This window comes from Thiomicrospira sp. WB1, assembly GCF_001507535.1.
Taxonomy (GTDB): Bacteria; Pseudomonadota; Gammaproteobacteria; order Thiomicrospirales; family Thiomicrospiraceae; genus Hydrogenovibrio.
Genome location: NZ_LQBN01000001.1, coordinates 173,765 through 190,800, shown reverse-complemented (window position 1 = coordinate 190,800; position 17,036 = coordinate 173,765). Strand labels below are relative to the sequence as shown.

Annotated in this window: 20 protein-coding genes; 6 read left to right on the top strand and 14 right to left on the bottom strand. The window is 53.7% G+C overall.

Annotation, left to right across the window (positions count from 1 at the left end; all coding sequences use genetic code 11):
• Positions 1 to 4 precede the first annotated feature (4 nt).
• From AVO41_RS00885 to AVO41_RS00865, 5 genes are all read left to right on the top strand, one after another.
• A complete protein-coding gene (locus AVO41_RS00885; protein ID WP_068581221.1) occupies positions 5 to 700 on the top strand; it encodes an ATP-binding cassette domain-containing protein in 696 nt (231 codons plus the stop codon).
• On the top strand, positions 697 to 1,956 hold the full coding sequence (locus tag AVO41_RS00880) for an FtsX-like permease family protein (protein ID WP_068581218.1): 1,260 nt from the start codon (positions 697 to 699) through the stop codon (positions 1,954 to 1,956). Before AVO41_RS00885 ends, AVO41_RS00880 begins: the two co-directional genes overlap by 4 nt.
• A gap of 53 nt (positions 1,957 to 2,009) precedes the next feature.
• A complete protein-coding gene (locus AVO41_RS00875) occupies positions 2,010 to 2,594 on the top strand; it encodes a DUF3299 domain-containing protein (protein WP_068581215.1) in 585 nt (194 codons plus the stop codon).
• A 107-nt stretch (positions 2,595 to 2,701) separates the two neighbouring features.
• A complete protein-coding gene (gene recG, locus AVO41_RS00870; protein ID WP_068581211.1) occupies positions 2,702 to 4,777 on the top strand; it encodes an ATP-dependent DNA helicase RecG in 2,076 nt (691 codons plus the stop codon).
• Positions 4,770 to 5,297 carry a chorismate lyase gene (locus tag AVO41_RS00865; RefSeq protein ID WP_068581208.1) on the top strand — a complete coding sequence of 176 codons (528 nt, stop codon included), beginning with the start codon at positions 4,770 to 4,772 and terminating at the stop codon, positions 5,295 to 5,297. The genes recG and AVO41_RS00865 overlap by 8 nt, the downstream gene beginning before the upstream one ends.
• 1 nt (position 5,298) lies before the next feature.
• Here AVO41_RS00865 and AVO41_RS00860 read toward each other — a convergent pair whose 3' ends face one another.
• On the bottom strand, positions 5,299 to 6,354 hold the full coding sequence (locus tag AVO41_RS00860; protein WP_153003446.1) for a hypothetical protein: 1,056 nt from the start codon (positions 6,352 to 6,354) through the stop codon (positions 5,299 to 5,301).
• On the opposite strand from AVO41_RS00860, the gene AVO41_RS00855 reads away from it, so the two are divergent.
• Positions 6,355 to 6,870 carry a hypothetical protein gene (locus tag AVO41_RS00855; RefSeq protein WP_068581202.1) on the top strand — a complete coding sequence of 172 codons (516 nt, stop codon included), beginning with the start codon at positions 6,355 to 6,357 and terminating at the stop codon, positions 6,868 to 6,870.
• Between the two features lie 30 nt (positions 6,871 to 6,900).
• Here AVO41_RS00855 and ubiA read toward each other — a convergent pair whose 3' ends face one another.
• The 13 genes from ubiA to AVO41_RS00790 all read right to left on the bottom strand — a co-directional run bounded on the left by ubiA (position 6,901) and on the right by AVO41_RS00790 (position 16,916).
• Positions 6,901 to 7,746, bottom strand: a complete 846-nt coding sequence (gene ubiA / locus AVO41_RS00850) for a 4-hydroxybenzoate octaprenyltransferase (protein WP_082676518.1) — start codon at positions 7,744 to 7,746, stop codon at positions 6,901 to 6,903.
• A gap of 2 nt (positions 7,747 to 7,748) precedes the next feature.
• A complete protein-coding gene (locus tag AVO41_RS00845) occupies positions 7,749 to 8,021 on the bottom strand; it encodes a hypothetical protein (protein WP_068581197.1) in 273 nt (90 codons plus the stop codon).
• Between the two features lie 46 nt (positions 8,022 to 8,067).
• Positions 8,068 to 9,450, bottom strand: coding sequence for a bifunctional UDP-N-acetylglucosamine diphosphorylase/glucosamine-1-phosphate N-acetyltransferase GlmU (glmU, locus tag AVO41_RS00840; RefSeq protein WP_068581194.1), 1,383 nt, complete (start codon positions 9,448 to 9,450; stop codon positions 8,068 to 8,070).
• Positions 9,451 to 9,598: 148 nt separating this feature from the next.
• The gene (locus AVO41_RS00835) at positions 9,599 to 10,033 is read right to left on the bottom strand and encodes a F0F1 ATP synthase subunit epsilon (protein ID WP_068581190.1); all 435 of its coding nucleotides are present in this window, start codon (positions 10,031 to 10,033) and stop codon (positions 9,599 to 9,601) included.
• Between the two features lie 6 nt (positions 10,034 to 10,039).
• Entirely contained in the window at positions 10,040 to 11,422 is a 1,383-nt protein-coding gene (gene atpD, locus AVO41_RS00830) for a F0F1 ATP synthase subunit beta (RefSeq protein ID WP_201022837.1), read from the bottom strand.
• Positions 11,423 to 11,451: 29 nt separating this feature from the next.
• Complete coding sequence (atpG, locus tag AVO41_RS00825; RefSeq protein WP_068581184.1) at positions 11,452 to 12,321, bottom strand: F0F1 ATP synthase subunit gamma; 870 nt, start codon at positions 12,319 to 12,321, stop codon at positions 11,452 to 11,454.
• 14 nt (positions 12,322 to 12,335) lie between these two features.
• On the bottom strand, positions 12,336 to 13,877 hold the full coding sequence (gene atpA / locus AVO41_RS00820) for a F0F1 ATP synthase subunit alpha (protein WP_068581181.1): 1,542 nt from the start codon (positions 13,875 to 13,877) through the stop codon (positions 12,336 to 12,338).
• A 15-nt stretch (positions 13,878 to 13,892) separates the two neighbouring features.
• The gene (locus AVO41_RS00815; protein ID WP_068581178.1) at positions 13,893 to 14,429 is read right to left on the bottom strand and encodes a F0F1 ATP synthase subunit delta; all 537 of its coding nucleotides are present in this window, start codon (positions 14,427 to 14,429) and stop codon (positions 13,893 to 13,895) included.
• A gap of 12 nt (positions 14,430 to 14,441) precedes the next feature.
• The gene (locus AVO41_RS00810) at positions 14,442 to 14,912 is read right to left on the bottom strand and encodes a F0F1 ATP synthase subunit B (protein WP_068581176.1); all 471 of its coding nucleotides are present in this window, start codon (positions 14,910 to 14,912) and stop codon (positions 14,442 to 14,444) included.
• 54 nt (positions 14,913 to 14,966) lie between these two features.
• The gene (atpE, locus tag AVO41_RS00805) at positions 14,967 to 15,251 is read right to left on the bottom strand and encodes a F0F1 ATP synthase subunit C (protein ID WP_068581171.1); all 285 of its coding nucleotides are present in this window, start codon (positions 15,249 to 15,251) and stop codon (positions 14,967 to 14,969) included.
• A 149-nt stretch (positions 15,252 to 15,400) separates the two neighbouring features.
• Complete coding sequence (gene atpB / locus AVO41_RS00800) at positions 15,401 to 16,213, bottom strand: F0F1 ATP synthase subunit A (RefSeq protein WP_068581168.1); 813 nt, start codon at positions 16,211 to 16,213, stop codon at positions 15,401 to 15,403.
• A gap of 11 nt (positions 16,214 to 16,224) precedes the next feature.
• On the bottom strand, positions 16,225 to 16,608 hold the full coding sequence (locus AVO41_RS00795) for an ATP synthase subunit I (protein ID WP_068581165.1): 384 nt from the start codon (positions 16,606 to 16,608) through the stop codon (positions 16,225 to 16,227).
• The gene (locus tag AVO41_RS00790; RefSeq protein ID WP_068583165.1) at positions 16,605 to 16,916 is read right to left on the bottom strand and encodes an AtpZ/AtpI family protein; all 312 of its coding nucleotides are present in this window, start codon (positions 16,914 to 16,916) and stop codon (positions 16,605 to 16,607) included. The genes AVO41_RS00795 and AVO41_RS00790 overlap by 4 nt, the downstream gene beginning before the upstream one ends.
• Positions 16,917 to 17,036: the final 120 nt, after the last annotated feature.

Below are 17,036 nucleotides of genomic sequence, written 5' to 3'. Positions count from 1 at the left end.
ACGTATGAGTTTTGCTTTCGAGTTGAATGATTTGCGCTTCGGATGGCAGAAAGGCCGGCCCGATGTGTTGCACATTGATCGCCTTGCCTTACCCAAAGGCGAACACCTTTTCATACAGGGTGCCAGCGGCAGCGGAAAAAGCACGCTGCTCAATCTCTTGAGCGGTGTCTTACTGCCCTCCAGTGGAAAAATTTATGTGCTTGATCAGGACATGCAGGGGCTGTCCGCAACCCAACGGGATCGCTTTCGGGCCGACCGGCTGGGCATTATTTTTCAGCAGTTTAATTTGCTGCCTTTTTTAAGCCCGATTCAGAACGCCCAGTTGCCCTTAACCTTTTCGCCAAAGCGCAAAAAAAACTGCGCTCACCCTGACACCAGGATTGCGTCGCTGTTACAACAACTCAATCTGCCCAAACCGCTCTGGCATCAGCCAGCCAGTCAACTGAGCCTTGGCCAGCAACAACGCATTGCCATTGCGCGTGCTTTGATCGGTGATCCTGACCTGATCATCGCTGACGAACCCACCTCAGCGTTGGATGCCGGCCACCGAGACCGGTTTATGCAATGCCTGTTTGACACCGCTCAAAATGGACATACCAGCATTGTGTTTGTCAGCCACGACCCAACGCTTGCGCATTATTTTCAGCATCAGTTTCGCTTGCCAGACCCGGCAGAGACGGCCACAGGAGATGACACATGACGTTTCTGACACTGGCCCTGAAAAGTGCCTGGCATCGCAAAACCCCCATGCTGCTGGCCGCCATTTCCGTTGCCATCAGTGTCGCGCTCTTGTTTGGCGTGGACACTCTTCGTAAACAGGCCAAAGAGAACTTTCTCAATACCGTCGCCCAAACCGATCTGATCGCCGGGCCGCGTACCGGTCCGGTCAACCTTTTGCTCTACAGCGTGTTTCATCTGGGCCAACCTACAAACAACATGGGCTATGACAGTTATCAATACATTAAAAGCCATCCTCAGGTGGACTGGGCCATCCCTCTGTCATTGGGCGATTCACACCGGGGGTATCGGGTGATCGGCACGGAAGCCGTGTTTTTTGAGCATTATCGCTACGCAGAGGCGCATCGCCTCACATTTGAAAGCGGTCAGGCATTTCATGATCTGTATGAGGTCGTATTGGGCGCCGAAGTGGCACGTGCGCTGGGTTATGAGCTGGGTGACCGCATAATCCTCTCGCATGGCGTGCCAACGCATGCACAGACCCATCTGCCTGCTCACGACAACAAACCCTTTCGCGTCGCCGGCATCCTCAAACCCACCGGCACGCCGCTTGATCGTACCCTGCAAACCTCACTGCGCGCCCTGGAAGCGATTCATCTGGATTGGCAAAGCGGGCGCCCGTCGCCTTTGCAGCTGTCCTCCGAGCTGACTCGAAAACTGGCCCCCGAGCCCAAAGAAGTGACCGCTGTCATGATTGGCCTGACCAGCAAGGTTCAGACGTTTCGAATGCAACGCCAAATCAACGCCTACCGCGCCGAACCGCTGATGGCGATTCTACCGGGGGCAACACTGGCTCGCTTCTGGCAGAGTTTGCGTCACATTGAACAGGCCTTTATGCTATTGTCTTGGGGGGTGTTTGTCGCGGCGCTGACCGGCATCCTGATCAGTCTGCTCAACAACTTACAGCAGCGGCGCCACGAAATCGCTTTGTTACGGGCCATTGGTATGCACCCGCGCGGGATTTTGGGTCTTTTTTGGCTGGACACCGTCTTAATCATGCTGGCCGGACTGGGGTTGGGATTGTTTCTGCTGCAGGCCGCTCTGACGCTGTCCGCACCCTGGTTGCTGGATCACTACGGTCTCCATGTCCAGTTTCAATGGCCAGACATGGCACAGCTGCGCATGGCAGGAATCGCCATCGCGGTTGCCTTACTGGCCAGCACGCTGCCGGGCTGGCTGGCGGCCCGCCAGAATTTACAGAAAGGGCTTCAACCTTAATGCGTCATCCGCTCAGACATCGTGTCCTTGCGTTTTTAGTTAGCCTTCCATCCATGGTCACTCGCCTGAGCCTGATCGGTACTCTGTCGGTTTCTGGGCTGATGCCCGTTCAGGCGGGAGAAACCGCTCAGACCATTTACTGGCAGGATCTGATCCCGGCCAGCCACCATCCGGACAAAGTGCTGGCCAAATACGAAGAAGAAATCGAGTACCTCAATACCCTGCCCGATGGCAGCGAGGAAGGACTTAAAATTGTGCAGACCATCCAGGAAGAGCTCGACAATCTTCCTGTCAATCCTGCATTGGATGGGAAAACTATTTCCCTGGCTGGCTACATCGCCCCCCTCGATATCCGCAACGGACTGGTTCACAGCTTTTTGCTGGTCCCCTATTTCGGCGCCTGCATTCATGTGCCCGCGCCCCCGCCCAACCAAACCGTCTATGTGACCACCGCCAAAGGCCAGGCCCTGCGGCTGGACCAAATTGACTACGCCTTCAAAATGACCGGTCAAATGACGCTGGAGGATAAAAACACCGAACTGGGCGATTCCGGCTATCATTTGCGCAACGCCCACGGCGAAGTCTTCAAAGACGACGTCTGGCTGGAACCCGAACCGGATTCAACCCCATCGCCCTGAGCCGGGTACAGATCTGACCAGGCCTGGTCATTTTTCCTCATCAACCCGCCTCGCTTTTGCATCAGCTTTGCTAAAATAGCTGGATTAAAAGCCAGAGAGGAACGCCGATGCAATTGGCGCGTCAACGCCTGACTTCGCTCAAAGGGGTCGGTGAAAAACAAGCGGAAAAACTGGCACGCCTTGGCCTGCATGTCGTTCAGGATTTGCTGTTTCATCTGCCTTTACGCTACCAGGACAAAACAAGACTCCAGCCGGTCTGTGAATTAGTGCCGGGCCAGGAAACCCAGATTGAAGGCGAAATCGTCTCCCAGCACCTGACCCAAAGCCGCAACAGCAGTCTTCTGGTCAGCGTGATCGGCGCCGACGGCGGGCGTCTGACGCTGCGTTTTTTTCATTTTGGCTTTCGACAGGCTCAGCAATTCAAACGTGGCAGCCACATCCGCGCCTTTGGGGAAGTCCGAGGCGGCCCCAAAGGGCTGGAAATGGTCCACCCTGCCTACCGACTTTTTGCGCCAGACAACCGGCCACCGCTGGAAACCACACTGACCCCGGTTTACCCTTCCACCGAAGGGCTGGGACAGGCAACGCTGCTCAAACTGATCAAGCAGGCCATGGCGCTGCTGCAGCAATACCCGTTAGACGAAGGGCTGCCAAAGAGCTTGCTCAGCCAATGGCAGCTCCCCCCCATCAACCAGGCGCTGACCACTTTGCATCAGCCGCAACCACATGACGACCTGGCCGCCCTGAAAGCCTTCACTCACCCGGCTCAAGCGCGTTTGATTTTTGAAGAACTCCTGACCCATCAGCTCAGTATGCAATGGTTACGTCAGCAGGAGCAAACCCGTTTTGCCCCGCCAATCGGTGCCAGTCAGCGAGTGAATCAGCTGCTCGCCTCGCTTCCATTCGAGCTGACCGGGGCGCAACAACGCGTCTGGGCCGCCATTGCCGAAGATCTGAAACGTCCGCACCCAATGCAACGACTGGTTCAGGGGGATGTCGGCTCCGGCAAAACCATCGTCGCTGCCATGGCCGCCATTCAAGCCGCCGAGGCCGGGTTTCAGGTGGCGGTCATGGCCCCAACTGAGATCCTCGCCGAGCAGCACCGCAACCACTTTGCTGAATGGCTGGAACCGCTGAAATTGGAACTGGCATGGCTCAATGGCCGGTTGAAATCGGCTGAAAAACGTCATCAATTGGCGCGGATCGAACAGGGTGATGCCAAAATTGTGGTCGGCACCCATGCCCTTTTCCAGAAGGAAGTGAGGTTTGACCGGCTGGGACTGGTCATCATTGACGAACAGCATCGGTTTGGGGTGCATCAGCGTCTGGCCTTGCATGACAAAGGGCTGGACGGCGAAACGCATCCGCATCAATTGATCATGACCGCCACGCCCATCCCACGTACACTGGCGATGAGTGCCTACGGCGACCTGGACTTATCCGTCATTGACCAGTTGCCTCCCGGACGCCAGCCCGTGGACACAGCGGTGCTCAATCAAAGCAAACGCGAAGACGTCATGGCGCACCTGGTCACTCAGTGTGAGCAGGGCGTTCAGGCTTACTGGGTCTGCCCTCTGATCGAAGAATCCGATCAATTGGACGCACAGGCCGCCGAAGTCACCGCCGAACAGTTTCAACAGCACTGGCCAGATTTACGTCTGGGACTGATTCATGGCCGTATGAAAGGCGAAGAAAAGGCGCAGGTCATGGCGGCATTTCAAGCCCATCAACTGGACCTGCTGGTGGCCACCACCGTCATTGAAGTCGGCGTCAATGTACCCAATGCGAGCCTGATGATCATCGAGAATGCGGAACGACTGGGACTGGCGCAATTGCATCAACTACGCGGACGGGTGGGACGAGGCGCCAAAAAAAGCCACTGTGTGCTTTTATACAAACCGCCCCTGTCAGAGACCGGTAAGGCTCGCCTCAACATCATGCGCGAAACCAATGATGGCTTTGTGATCGCCGAAGAGGACTTAAAACTGCGAGGTCCGGGCGAGATTCTCGGCACCCGACAAACCGGCGGCCTGCAGTTTCGCATTGCCGACCTGGAACGGGACCAGGCCTGGTTAAATCAGGCCCGCGAAGCAGCCATGACACTCCTCAACCAAATGCCTGACGAAGCAGACTGTTTACACCAACGCTGGCTGGGTGAAAAAATGGGATACCAGCATGCCTGACTTGACCGTACAATCCCTGCGTCAGACGCTGGCACAGGCAAGCTGGCAACCCGAGCGTCTGATCCAGCGAGTCGCCCCGCCTGATTCCCTGCGCCCCTGGCTGATCGACCGCGGCTCACTGACGCAGAATTTGCGTCGCCTTTGTCCAAACCTGAGCGTGGCCGTGATGGACGAAGGGGAACAACGTCCGACCCGACAGGAAGCAAGGGCACTGCAACGGGCTCCGATGCGTCGTTGCTGGGTGCGCACCGTGCGGTTGCACTGCCACGGTCAAACCTGGGTTTATGCTCGCACAGTCATTCCCGACTTAGGGCCCGGCAATCCCTGGTATTCACTGAAACAACTGGGCAACCAACCCCTGGGTGAGGTGCTGTTCAACACCCCGAATCTGATCCGTTCCGATTTTCAATTGGCACGGGTTCACTCCAACGCTTTTGCACGTCAGTCCTTATTTTCCAATGCAGGTACGCCCTTGCTGTTAACCGAAGTGCTGACCGACACCCTTGCGGCGCGCCTGTGACTCACGGCCTCGATTCCGGCGCGTAAAAACGAGCCTCCAACTCAATGAGAATACCTTTTTCTGCCGCCTGCCAGGACTCGCCTGGATGCGGGCGGGCAAACACACCGGTTTCCAAAAACAGCCAATCGCGATAGACCCTCTGACGCCAACGGACATCGGGCCCGTAAGCGCGCAGCCCCCAGCCATCCTGGCGATTGTCCCACTGTGCGGAGAATCGATACGAAAACCCCTGAGTGGAACTGACCTGATCGTAAAGTGTCCAGGCGTGTGAAACGTCACGCCCCCCGTCATCCCGCCAGGCTTCCATCCCGGTTTCCGAACGGACAAAGCGCTGCTCAGTCCAGTAATAAGACACCAGTTGCGTCAGCCGGGCGCCGGCACCGTCCTGGCCCGACCAGAAAACGGCCGGTCGGGTGCGCGCCTCCCACACCCCCAGATCCCAGACATACTGAGATTCAATCTGCGCACTGAGTGAGGGCAGGTAATCCTCATCCATTCCGATCCCCACATCGATTAGGGAGATCAGATTTTCATTGGACTCAAAAAAGGTCTGAAGGCCTAGCGAACTCTGGCGCTCTTCGGTGGGTTGGGCAACCTGAACCCTTGCCGAGTCGGATGATGATCCGGCATTCGCATTGTTTCCAGCTTGTTCGGAAAAGGGGTCTCGGGCCGACTTCAGCCATAGATGCCAGCGTTGCTCTGTACGCGGCAAGGCGATCCGGGCATCCAGATCCACCGCGGAACTCAGACCATCCGTTGACTGATAAGAAAAAGGCAGGGTCACATCCAATCGACTGCCGCCTGCCTGTTCAAATTCATCGGCCGCACCAAAGAAACCATCCAAGGTTCGTCCGACACCGTCCACCGACGAGCCGATCCATGCATGCACGGTGTCCATGGGCGTCTGGGTATCCGGCTGAATGATCGCCTCCGACACCTCGGCCTCTCGCGAAGAAGGCTCCTGGCTTTTCAAGGCGTCGTCACAGATCCCCGGCAGCCCCCAAAGACACCCCAAAGTCAGTATAATGGCGTTTTGTTTGATTAAGCGATGCTTCACATGTCCGACCACATTCAACAGCTTCAGGCTCAATATAACGCGATTGAGGATCGGATTCTGCTTAAATTGCATACACAGTCCGGCTTTGAGGCCAGTGCCTGGATTACCCGGCGCTTTCTGGCCTTATTGTTGCCCGCACTGCACGGCGAACATCCGCAAACGGGCGAGCCCATTCTTTCCCCTCAGCAAATGAAACAATGGGCCGCGAACAGCACCGACGACGCAGGTGAAAACGCCGGGGACCTGCCGGAAGAAGCCTTTGAGCAGGCTTATGAGGCCCCGCAAGAAGCAAAAGACCTGATTGGCCCGGACCCAATCCTTCTGAGCAAAATTACTTTCCGCGGGCTGGACAGCGACCAGCCGAAAATTGCTCTGGAGCCGGAAAAAGGAGCCGGACTGGAACTGGGCTATGACCCCAAAGTCGTGCAAGTGCTTCTGCATTTATTGGAAAAAGCCATTGAAAAGAGTGACTGGTCACAGGATCTTCACGCCACGGATCCGTCTCTTTATCACTGAGCATGGAAGCTCGATCCGGACAAGCGCCGGCTACAGATACGCCACCACCAACCCAAGCCAAATCACCGCACCGATCCAATGGTTGTGCAAAAACGCCTGAAACGCCGAAGAGGCTTGCCCTTTGCCCAACAGGATTTGATGATACCCCATCAGGCCGGCGGCGATGACGACCGATATGGCGTAAGCCCAACCCAGCTCAAACACCCATCCGATTGCGACCAACCCGGCCAGCATCAGCAACTGAAACATAAAAATCGCCGGGCGCACGTAATCCCCAAATAAAACCGCCGTGGATTTGATGCCGACTTTCAGATCATCCGGTTTGTCGTAAATGGCATAAGCGGTGTCATAGATCAGTGCCCATACCAGAGTGGTGGCGTACACCCACCAGGCCACAACCGGTACCTGAGCCTGAACGGCGGAAAATGACATCGGAATTGCCCAGGCAAAGGCTGCCCCCAGAAACAATTGCGGCCAGTGAGTGTGGCGCTTCATAAACGGATAAAGCGCGGACAGGCCAAGCCCCACCAACGACAAGGCAATGGTCAGACCGTTCAAGGTCAATACCAAGGCAAACGCCAGTACTCCGAGCAAAACAAACAGCCCCAACGCCTGTTTTTCGCTCACCCGACCGGTCGCCAGCGGCCGATCACAGGTGCGTGCCACATGACCATCAAAATGTCGATCGGCATAATCATTGATCACACAACCGGCCGAGCGCATCAGCACCGTCCCCAGTACAAAAACGATCAGCACCCAAATCGGCGGCACCCCTTCTGCCGCCAGCCACAACCCCCAAAGTGTCGGCCACAATACCAGATAAATCCCGACCGGGCGGTTCAGACGCGTTAAATCCACTGCATCGCGCCACGACATCATCATTGCGTCAGACCATCCACAATCGCCATCACGTCGGCTTTTGCTGACGGAGTCATTTCCAACCAGGCTGTCTGCTCGCCCATGTTGTCTTCAAAATTCAATTTAACTTCCGCCGGGGGCTGATCCTCAGCGGCTTTCTGCCAGTGGATAATATAAGCCCAGCCAATAAAATTGGACTGGCCGCCGTCTTTGACCACCAGCGTCCAGCCAGCCTGATCCATCGCCTTTTCAAACGGTTCGGCTTGCTTGGCATCCAAGGTGTGATACAACATATGTGCTCCTTGTGGTCCCAGGTGGGTCGGTTTTGACCAGGCCTGGTTAGGTTTGCGGATCAATGTCCTTCTTTTGTGGACCTTGCCAGCTTTTCAGACTGGTCTGTCGGCTACGCGAAAGCGTCAGGGTGTCACCCGGTACATCTTTGGTAATGGTCGATCCCGCACCGATGGTCGCCCCTGACCCCACTTTGACCGGCGCCACCAGCTGTGTCGCTGAGCCCACAAACACCTCATCACCGATGTCGGTGCGATGCTTGTTCACCCCATCGTAATTACAGGTAATGGTGCCCGCACCGATGTTCACATGAGCGCCCATCGTCGTGTCGCCGATATAAGACAGATGATTGATCTTGGACCCATCACCAATCCGGGCGTTTTTGGTTTCCACAAAATTGCCGATCTTTGCGCCCTGTTGCAACACTGTTCCGGGACGCAATCGCGCATAAGGGCCAACCGTACAGTCCGGCCCCACGCTGGCGCCCTCGATATGACTGAATGCGGCAATGCGCGTGCCCGCTTCAATCCGGCAATCTTTGAGCACACAATGGGGCTCCACCACCACCTCATCACCCAAATGAACCGCGCCTTCGATGACGACATTGGCATCCAGTGACACATCCTGCCCCACCTCAAGTTGGCCCCGGATGTCCAGGCGTGACGCGTCCGACAACGTCACACCTTGTGCCATCAAACGCTCGGCCTGCTCACGCTGATAAAGCCGCTCCAATGTTTGCAGTTGGGACTTATTATTCACGCCCAACACCTCACTTAAACGCTCCGGTTCGGTGGTTGCGATCTCAAACCCATCGGCCACGGCCATGCTCACAATGTCGGTCAAATAATATTCGCCCTGTGCATTGTCCGCATCCAGTGCCCCTAGCCATTTTTTAAGTTCTGCGCCTCTGGCGGCCAACATACCGGTATTGATTTCCCGAATCGCCAGTTGCTCTGTCGATGCATCTTTTTGCTCAACAATGGCTTCCACCTGATGATGCGCATTGCGGACAATGCGACCGTAACCATCGGGTTCTTCCAGGGTCATGCTGAGCAAGGCCAAAGGATGGGCCGAACCGACCAGTGAAATCAAATCCTTAAGCGTTTCGGGCGCCGTCAAAGGGACATCTCCGTAAAGCACCAGCACTGTATCGGCATCATCCAGGTGATCCACCGCTTGTTGGACCGCGTGACCGGTACCGAGCTGCTCTGATTGCTCACAGAATCTCACCCCCGCGGTTTCAAATGTCTGACGGACCTGATCGCTACCATGGCCAATCACCGTCACGATTTCGTCGGCATGGATCGCGTGCGCCCGATCCACCACATGCGCCAGCAACGGTCGACCCGCCAGCGATTGCAGCACCTTGGGCAGCCGCGAGCGCATGCGCGTCCCCTTGCCAGCGGCTAAAATAATGACTTTTAATGCCATAGCATCCTTCCTGAATCAAACGCCTTTCAAAATAAAAAGTAAAAATAATAAACAGATTATAAAGCATGTGAAGACCGCCTGCGCTGAGCACGCGACAGACAAAAAAAAAGCACCCGAAGGTGCTTTTCTTATGGAAGCGTCGACTGACTTAAGACATGCCCGTCTTCTGCAAACGATCACGCAATTTGGTAATCGTCTGAATCTGGGCAACGGCCTCGGCCAGTTCAACCTGAGCACGGGCAATGTCCGTATCCGATTTGGCCTGATCCATTGCTTCTTCAGCGCGACGCTTGGCTTCAAGCGCCTGAGACTCGTCCAAATCTTCCGCTCGGATGGCCGTGTCAGCCAGAATGGTCACGACGTCCGGTTGAACTTCGAGAACCCCGCTGTTGATAAAGAAGCTGTCTTCTTCATCCCCACTGACCACACGAACCTGTCCGGGTTTCAGGTTGGACAGCAACTGTGTGTGCTTGGGCAGGATACCGACTTCACCATCGGCAGCCTGTGCAAAGACCCTGTCCGCTTTACCAGAGAACATTGACCCTTCAGCACTGACAATATCGACTTGCATTGAGACTGCCATGATTCATCAACCTTTGTATTTTTTGGCTTTTTCCAGCACTTCGTCGATGTCACCGGCAAACATGAAGGCCTGCTCAGGCACATCATCCAGCTCACCACTGATGATCATCTTGAAGCCGCGGATGGTTTCTTTCAACGGAACATAACGCCCGTCTTCACCCGTGAACACTTTGGCCACAAAGTAAGGCTGAGAGAAGAAACGCTGCATCTTACGAGCACGTGCCACAATCGCACGGTCTTCTTCAGACAGCTCATCCATGCCCAGAATGGCAATGATGTCTTTCAGCTCTTTGTAACGCTGCATGGTTTCCTGAACACCACGCGCGGTTTCATAGTGTTCTTTACCAACCACCTGTGGGTCCAACTGACGAGAGGTGGAATCCAGTGGGTCGATCGCTGGGTAAATCCCCATCTCAGCGATGGAACGGTTCAGTACAACCGTCGCATCCAAGTGAGCAAACGTGGTCGCAGGCGCCGGATCGGTCAAGTCATCCGCCGGAACGTAAACCGCCTGGATCGAAGTTATCGAGCCAGTCTTGGTCGAGGTGATACGCTCTTGAATCATCCCCATTTCATAACCCAGAGTTGGCTGATAACCCACCGCTGAAGGCATACGACCCAACAGAGCAGACACTTCGGTCCCGGCCAGGGTATAACGGTAGATGTTATCCACAAAGAACAATACATCACGACCTTCGTCACGGAAATATTCAGCCATGGTCAAACCAGTCAGGGCCACACGCAGACGGTTCCCCGGTGGCTCGTTCATTTGACCGTAAACCAGCGCAACCTTATCCAGTACGTTGGACTCTTCCATTTCATAATAGAAATCGTTCCCTTCACGGGTACGCTCACCCACACCGGCAAAAACGGAATAACCGGAGTGCTCGATGGCGATGTTACGAATCAATTCCATCATGTTAACGGTTTTACCAACCCCGGCACCACCGAACAGACCAACCTTACCACCTTTGGCGAATGGGCAGATCAGATCGATGACTTTTACACCGGTTTCCAGCAATTCCTGAGACGCTGCCAGCTCGTCAAATGCCGGAGCCGGACGGTGAATGGTGTTGCGCTCATCGGTTTCTACCGGACCGTTGTGGTCAATGGTTTCACCCAGAACGTTGAAAATACGACCCAAAGTCGCTTTACCCACCGGAACCGAAATCGCTTCACCGGTGTTGTTCACATTCATGCCGCGCTTAAGACCGTCTGAAGAGCCCATTGCAATCGCACGGACCTGATCGTCGCCGATCTGCTGCTGAACTTCCAGAGTCAGTCCAACTTCATCAACGGTTAACGCGTCATAGATTTTTGGTAAATCAGCACCTTTGAATTCGACGTCAATGACCGCGCCGATTACCTGTACTATTTTTCCACTCATAATCTTTAACCTTTTATTGAAACACTACAAACTTAAACAGCCGATGAACCAGCCACAATCTCCGACAATTCAGCCGTGATTGCTGCCTGACGAGCTTTGTTGTAAGACAGTTTGAGATCGTTGATCATTTCGCCTGCATTGTCCGTCGCATTCTTCATGGCAATCATACGCGCGCCCTGTTCACAGGCAGCGTTTTCAACCACGGCACCGTAAACAGTGCTTTCGACGTAGCGGCGCATCAACAGATCAAGCGCTGTCTTCGCGTCTGGTTCATAAAGATAATCCCAGTGTGTTTCATCTGTAGATTCTTCAGAATCAGATTCAAGCGGAACAAGTTGTTTGATAGTAGGCTGCTGAGTCATGGTATTGATGAACTCATTCGAGGCCAAATGGACTTCGTCCACATCACCGGCTTCGAATTTATCCAGAACCACCTTAATGGTTCCAACCAAGTCCTCAATGTGAGGCGCGTCACCCAAATCGGTCACAGACGCCACCACATTGCCCCCATAGCTGCGGAAAAAAGCTTGCGCTTTGTTCCCGATGAGGGCCAGCTCCACTTCAACATTTTGTTCCTGCCAAGCTTTCAGCATAGGCAATGCTTTGCGGAATAAGTTTGAGTTCAAACCACCACACAAGCCACGATCAGAAGAGACCATGATCAACGCGACACGTTTAACAGAATCGCGCGTCTGAGTATAAGGATGCTTATATTCAGGGTGCGCGGCTGAGACGTGGTTAATCACTCGCTTCACTTTTTCGACATAGGGACGGGTCGCTTCCATGCGCTGTTGAGCTTTGCGCATTTTGGAAGCCGCCACCATTTCCATGGCTTTGGTGATTTTCTTCGTATTTGTTACGGAGCTAATCTTAGCTTTAATCTCTTTACTACCGCCTGCCATGGCTCACCTCTTCTTTAAAATACGCCGTTCGCTTTAAAGGCATCGACCATTGCTTTGACTTCAGAAATGATTTCATCATTCCAGTCGCCTTTTTCATTGATCTTATCTGCCAGCGCTTTGTATTCAGAATTCAAGTAAGCATGCAAAGCGGATTCGAAGTCCAGTACCTTCTCAACTTCGATGTCGTCCAGGTAACCTTCGTTTGCGGCATACAGGGACACAGCCATTTCAGCCGTTGACAAAGGTGAATACTGAGGTTGCTTCATCAGCTCGGTGACACGCTTACCACGTTCCAACTGAGCTTTGGTTGCTGGATCCAGGTCCGAAGCGAACTGAGCAAATGCCGCCAGCTCACGATACTGAGCCAAGTCAAGACGAATACCACCGCCCATTTTCTTGATCGCTTTGGTTTGAGCGGAACCACCCACACGTGATACGGACAGACCCGCGTTCACAGCAGGACGGATCCCTTGGGTAAACAGGCCGGTTTCCAGGAAGATCTGACCGTCAGTGATCGAAATCACGTTGGTGGGTACGAACGCGGAAACATCACCCGCCTGGGTTTCGATGATTGGCAGTGCCGTCAAAGAACCGGTTTTGCCTTTCACTTCACCGTTGGTGAACTCTTCAACATAGTCCGCGTTCACACGCGCCGCACGTTCCAGCAGACGAGAATGCAGATAGAAGATGTCACCTGGGAAAGCTTCACGCCCTGGTGGACGACGCAGCAACAATGAAATTTGACGATAGGCCTGAGCCTGCTTGGTCAGATCATCATAAATAATCAGCGCGTCTTCACCACGGTCACGATAGTATTCACCCATCGCACAACCGGCGTAAGCAGCCATATACTGCAGAGCAGCCGGATCAGAGGCATTCGCTGCAACGATGACCGTGTTGTCCATGGCGCCGTACTCTTCCAGTTTGCGAGCCACGTTGTTCACCGTGGACGCTTTTTGGCCCATGGCCACATAGATACACTTCACACCCGTGTTTTTCTGGGAAATGATTGCGTCAATAGCGATGGCTGTTTTACCCGTCTGACGGTCACCGATGATCAGCTCACGCTGACCACGGCCCACAGGAATCATGGAATCGATTGATTTGATACCGGTTTTCATTGGCTGATCCACCGCTTGACGCTCGATAACGCCAGGCGCAATGCGCTCGATGGGGGAAGTCACTTTGGTGTCCACCGCGCCTTTGCCATCAATCGGACGACCCAGGCCATCGACGATGCGACCATTCAGTTCAGGACCAACCGGTACTTCCAGGATTCGACCGGTACAGGTGACTTTGTCACCTTCTGAGATGTGTTCGTATTCACCCAGGACCACGACACCCACGGAGTCACGCTCCAGGTTCAGGGCCATACCAAAGGTGTTTTCATCGAACTGAACCATCTCACCATACATTACGTCTGACACGCCGTGAAGCAACGCGATGCCGTCGGCAATACTGACGACCGTGCCTTCACTGCCAGACTCTGCAGCACTATCAAACCCTTTGATTCGGTCTTTGATAAGGTTGCTGATCTCAGAGGCATTCAATTGCATGTTTGTTCCTCTCCATTATTGGGCGATTGCTGCGCCGAGTTTGTTTAACTGCGATTGTGCGGAGCCATCTACGACCCAGTCACCGACCTTGATTTTGATACCTGCCAGCAAAGAAGGGTCTTCTTCGTAGGTGATTTCAACGTCCGCATCAAATTTCGCATTGAGCGCAGCACTTAATTTTGATTGTTGCTCAGCCGTTGTCGCCTGGGCAGAGATCACGGTCGCACGGATGCGTTTCTCATCTTCTGCCTGCAGCTGCTGAAACAGATCAGCGACGTCGGCCAGGGCCGATAGTCGCTTGTTTTCTGCCATAATTTTCAGCATGTTGTGCACTGGGTTCATCAAATCAGAGCCCATTGCACCGACAATCACGTCTAACACTTTATCGGTCGTTGCTTCGGACGATTTTTCAAATGCCAAAAGGCTTTCGTCTTGAGCAATCATGGCCAGCTTTTCGAGCTGACCAGACCAGTCTGCGACTGAATTGTCTTCCTTGGCCGCCGCAAAAGCGGCTTCGGCGTAAGGTCGAGCAATAGTAATAAGTTCTGCCATGATAGCTGTCCCTTAGATTGATTTGACTAGGGATTCAAGCATGTCATTGTGGGTCGCCGCATTGACTTCTTTTTTCAAAATCTTCTCTGCGCCGTCCACGACCAGAGCCGAGACTTCTTTACGAAGTTCTTCTCTGGCTCGGCTGACTTCCTGTTCGATCTCGGCCTGTGCGGACGCTTTAATGCGCTCTGCTTCCTCGGCTGCCTTGATTTTGGCATCCTCGACAATTTCAGAGCCGCGCTTTTCCGCTTGGCTGAGCACCGTCTGTGCTTGAGACTTCGCATCTTTCAGAACTTCTTTGGCACGTTTTTCGGCCAGTTCCAATTCATGCTTCCCTTTCTCAGCCGCTGAAAGGCCGTCAGCAATTTTCTTCTGACGGTCTTCCATTAGCTTCGACAGCGGCCCCCACAGCACCTTGTTCACAAACCAAATCAACAGCACAAATGCAATGATCTGGATGAGAAGCGTTGCGTTAATACTCACAGTGGTTACCTCGCCATTCGTTGATTAATGATTAGCCGTTTGATTCAGCTGGGTTTAAGCACCCATTGCCGCTTGCATGGCACCAACGAACGGGTTAGCAAACAGGAACCACATGGCGAAAGCCAGGATAATGAATGGGAAGGATTCCATCAGACCCGCAAAGATAAACATGTTGGTCATCAGAGCCGGACGCATTTCTGGCTGACGTGCAATGCCTTCCAGAGTCTTGGAACAAATCAGACCCCAACCGATGGCAGAACCCAGACCGGCGGCTGCCAGAATCACACCTACACCAATTGCTGTCGCAGCATAAATGTCCGCAATAAATTGAGCTTCCATTTAGTTTACTCCTTAAAGTTACAGTTAAAGTTAAAAAAGCTTTTTACCCCGTTCGTCTCAGTCGAGATGAAACCCAGGCAAGGTGCGCTTAAACCTTTCGGGATGCAAGACACCCCGCATTCTTCAGTTTGCTACCGGATCGGCGTGGATCAGTGATCCTCGTGCGCCATCCCCAGGTAAACAATCGTCAGCACCATGAAAATGAAGGCCTGAAGCGTGATCACCAGGATGTGGAAAATCGCCCATCCCAGATCAAGCAAAGCCTGCAAAGGTGCCCAGAATAAGGCAGCGGCACCCACTGCCAACGTTCCACCGATCAAAGCGATCAGCAGGAATACCAGCTCACCCGCAAACATGTTACCGAACAAACGCAATGCCAGAGAAATCGGCTTGGCGATCTCTTCAATGAAGGTCATCACAATGTTGACCGGCACCAGAAACTTGCCGAACGGGTGGAATAAAAACATTTTAATAAAACCGGTCACGCCTTTGACTTTGATGTTGTAGTACAGAATCAAAGCGAACACGGTAAAGGCCATGGCCAGAGTTGTATTCAAATCGGTCGTCGGCACGATCTTAAGGTAAGCGTGCGAATCCCCAACAATCATCTGGAACAGGTAAGGGAACAGATCCACCGGAATCAGATCCATAAAGTTCATCAACCACACCCACAGGAAAATGGTCAGCGCCAGCGGGGCGATCAAAGGATTATGACCGGGGAACGCATCGCGCACATTGGTCGCGACAAAATCCAGAATGCTTTCGACAAAATTCTGAAAGCCACCCGGGGTTCCTGATTCCAGCTGCTTGCCAAGACGCGCCGCCACTAAAACAATCAGCGCGCCCAGCAAGGCACTGACCACGATGGTATCCACGTTAAACGTCCAGAATCCTTCGCCCACTGTGTTGTTGGTCAAGTGGTGCTGGATGTACTCGACGGTTCCCATTTTTTCAGCACTCAAGGGTCTTCTCCTTAGTCAGTCAAACGCTGCTTGCCTTTGAGATTGACCATCTGCCCGATCTGCATGACCACAAAGGTCAACACCACCGGCATCGGGTTCAGTTCAAAGACTTGCAGCCCCAAAACAAATAACACAGCCAACAGCACAAAGCGTATGACTGCACTCAAATATAAAATCTGTATCCCGCTTTTCGGGTTTTGCGCCGCGCGCGCATTGGCTTTTTGAAACGTCCAGCTCAGCATGGCCACATTCAGCAGCCCGATCAGCAGCCCGTAAAGCGCGTCCTGCGCCATGGACCAGAATGCAAACACCAACACTGCCAGCAGCCCCAGTACCAGCTGAGCTTTCCATGCCCGGCGGGCGCTGATGTTTGTCATCGGCTGCGACGTTGTCATTGCTTTGTCTCGTTTTCCGGGTTGTTTCGCGCCTGATTGACTGCATCGGCCGGCTTCTGTGGATCAAGCAGCGACATTTTCCCCAGCAGCTTGTTCACTTTCAAGATGCCGCCGATGAACCCCAGCAACCCGCAGAGCATCAAAAAAACCGGGAGCGTGTCAAACAACTCGTCCAGGATGTATCCGACAATAAATCCGGCAATCACCATGCTGGTAAACATGGAACCGGCGCCCATCAATAAAAAATTCAAAGCGGGCTTGTTCTTTTTTTCCGAATCGTTCTGGGCGTTGTGATCGTTCTCGTGCATGGGCATCCAATAAAACGTTCGGATTGTCGGGCGCTGACCATTTCGGTCCAGCCTAAACGCACGGAATCATATCGGTTTTATGCCACAAAATCCAGTCATGGCCCGATTAAATTTTTTAGA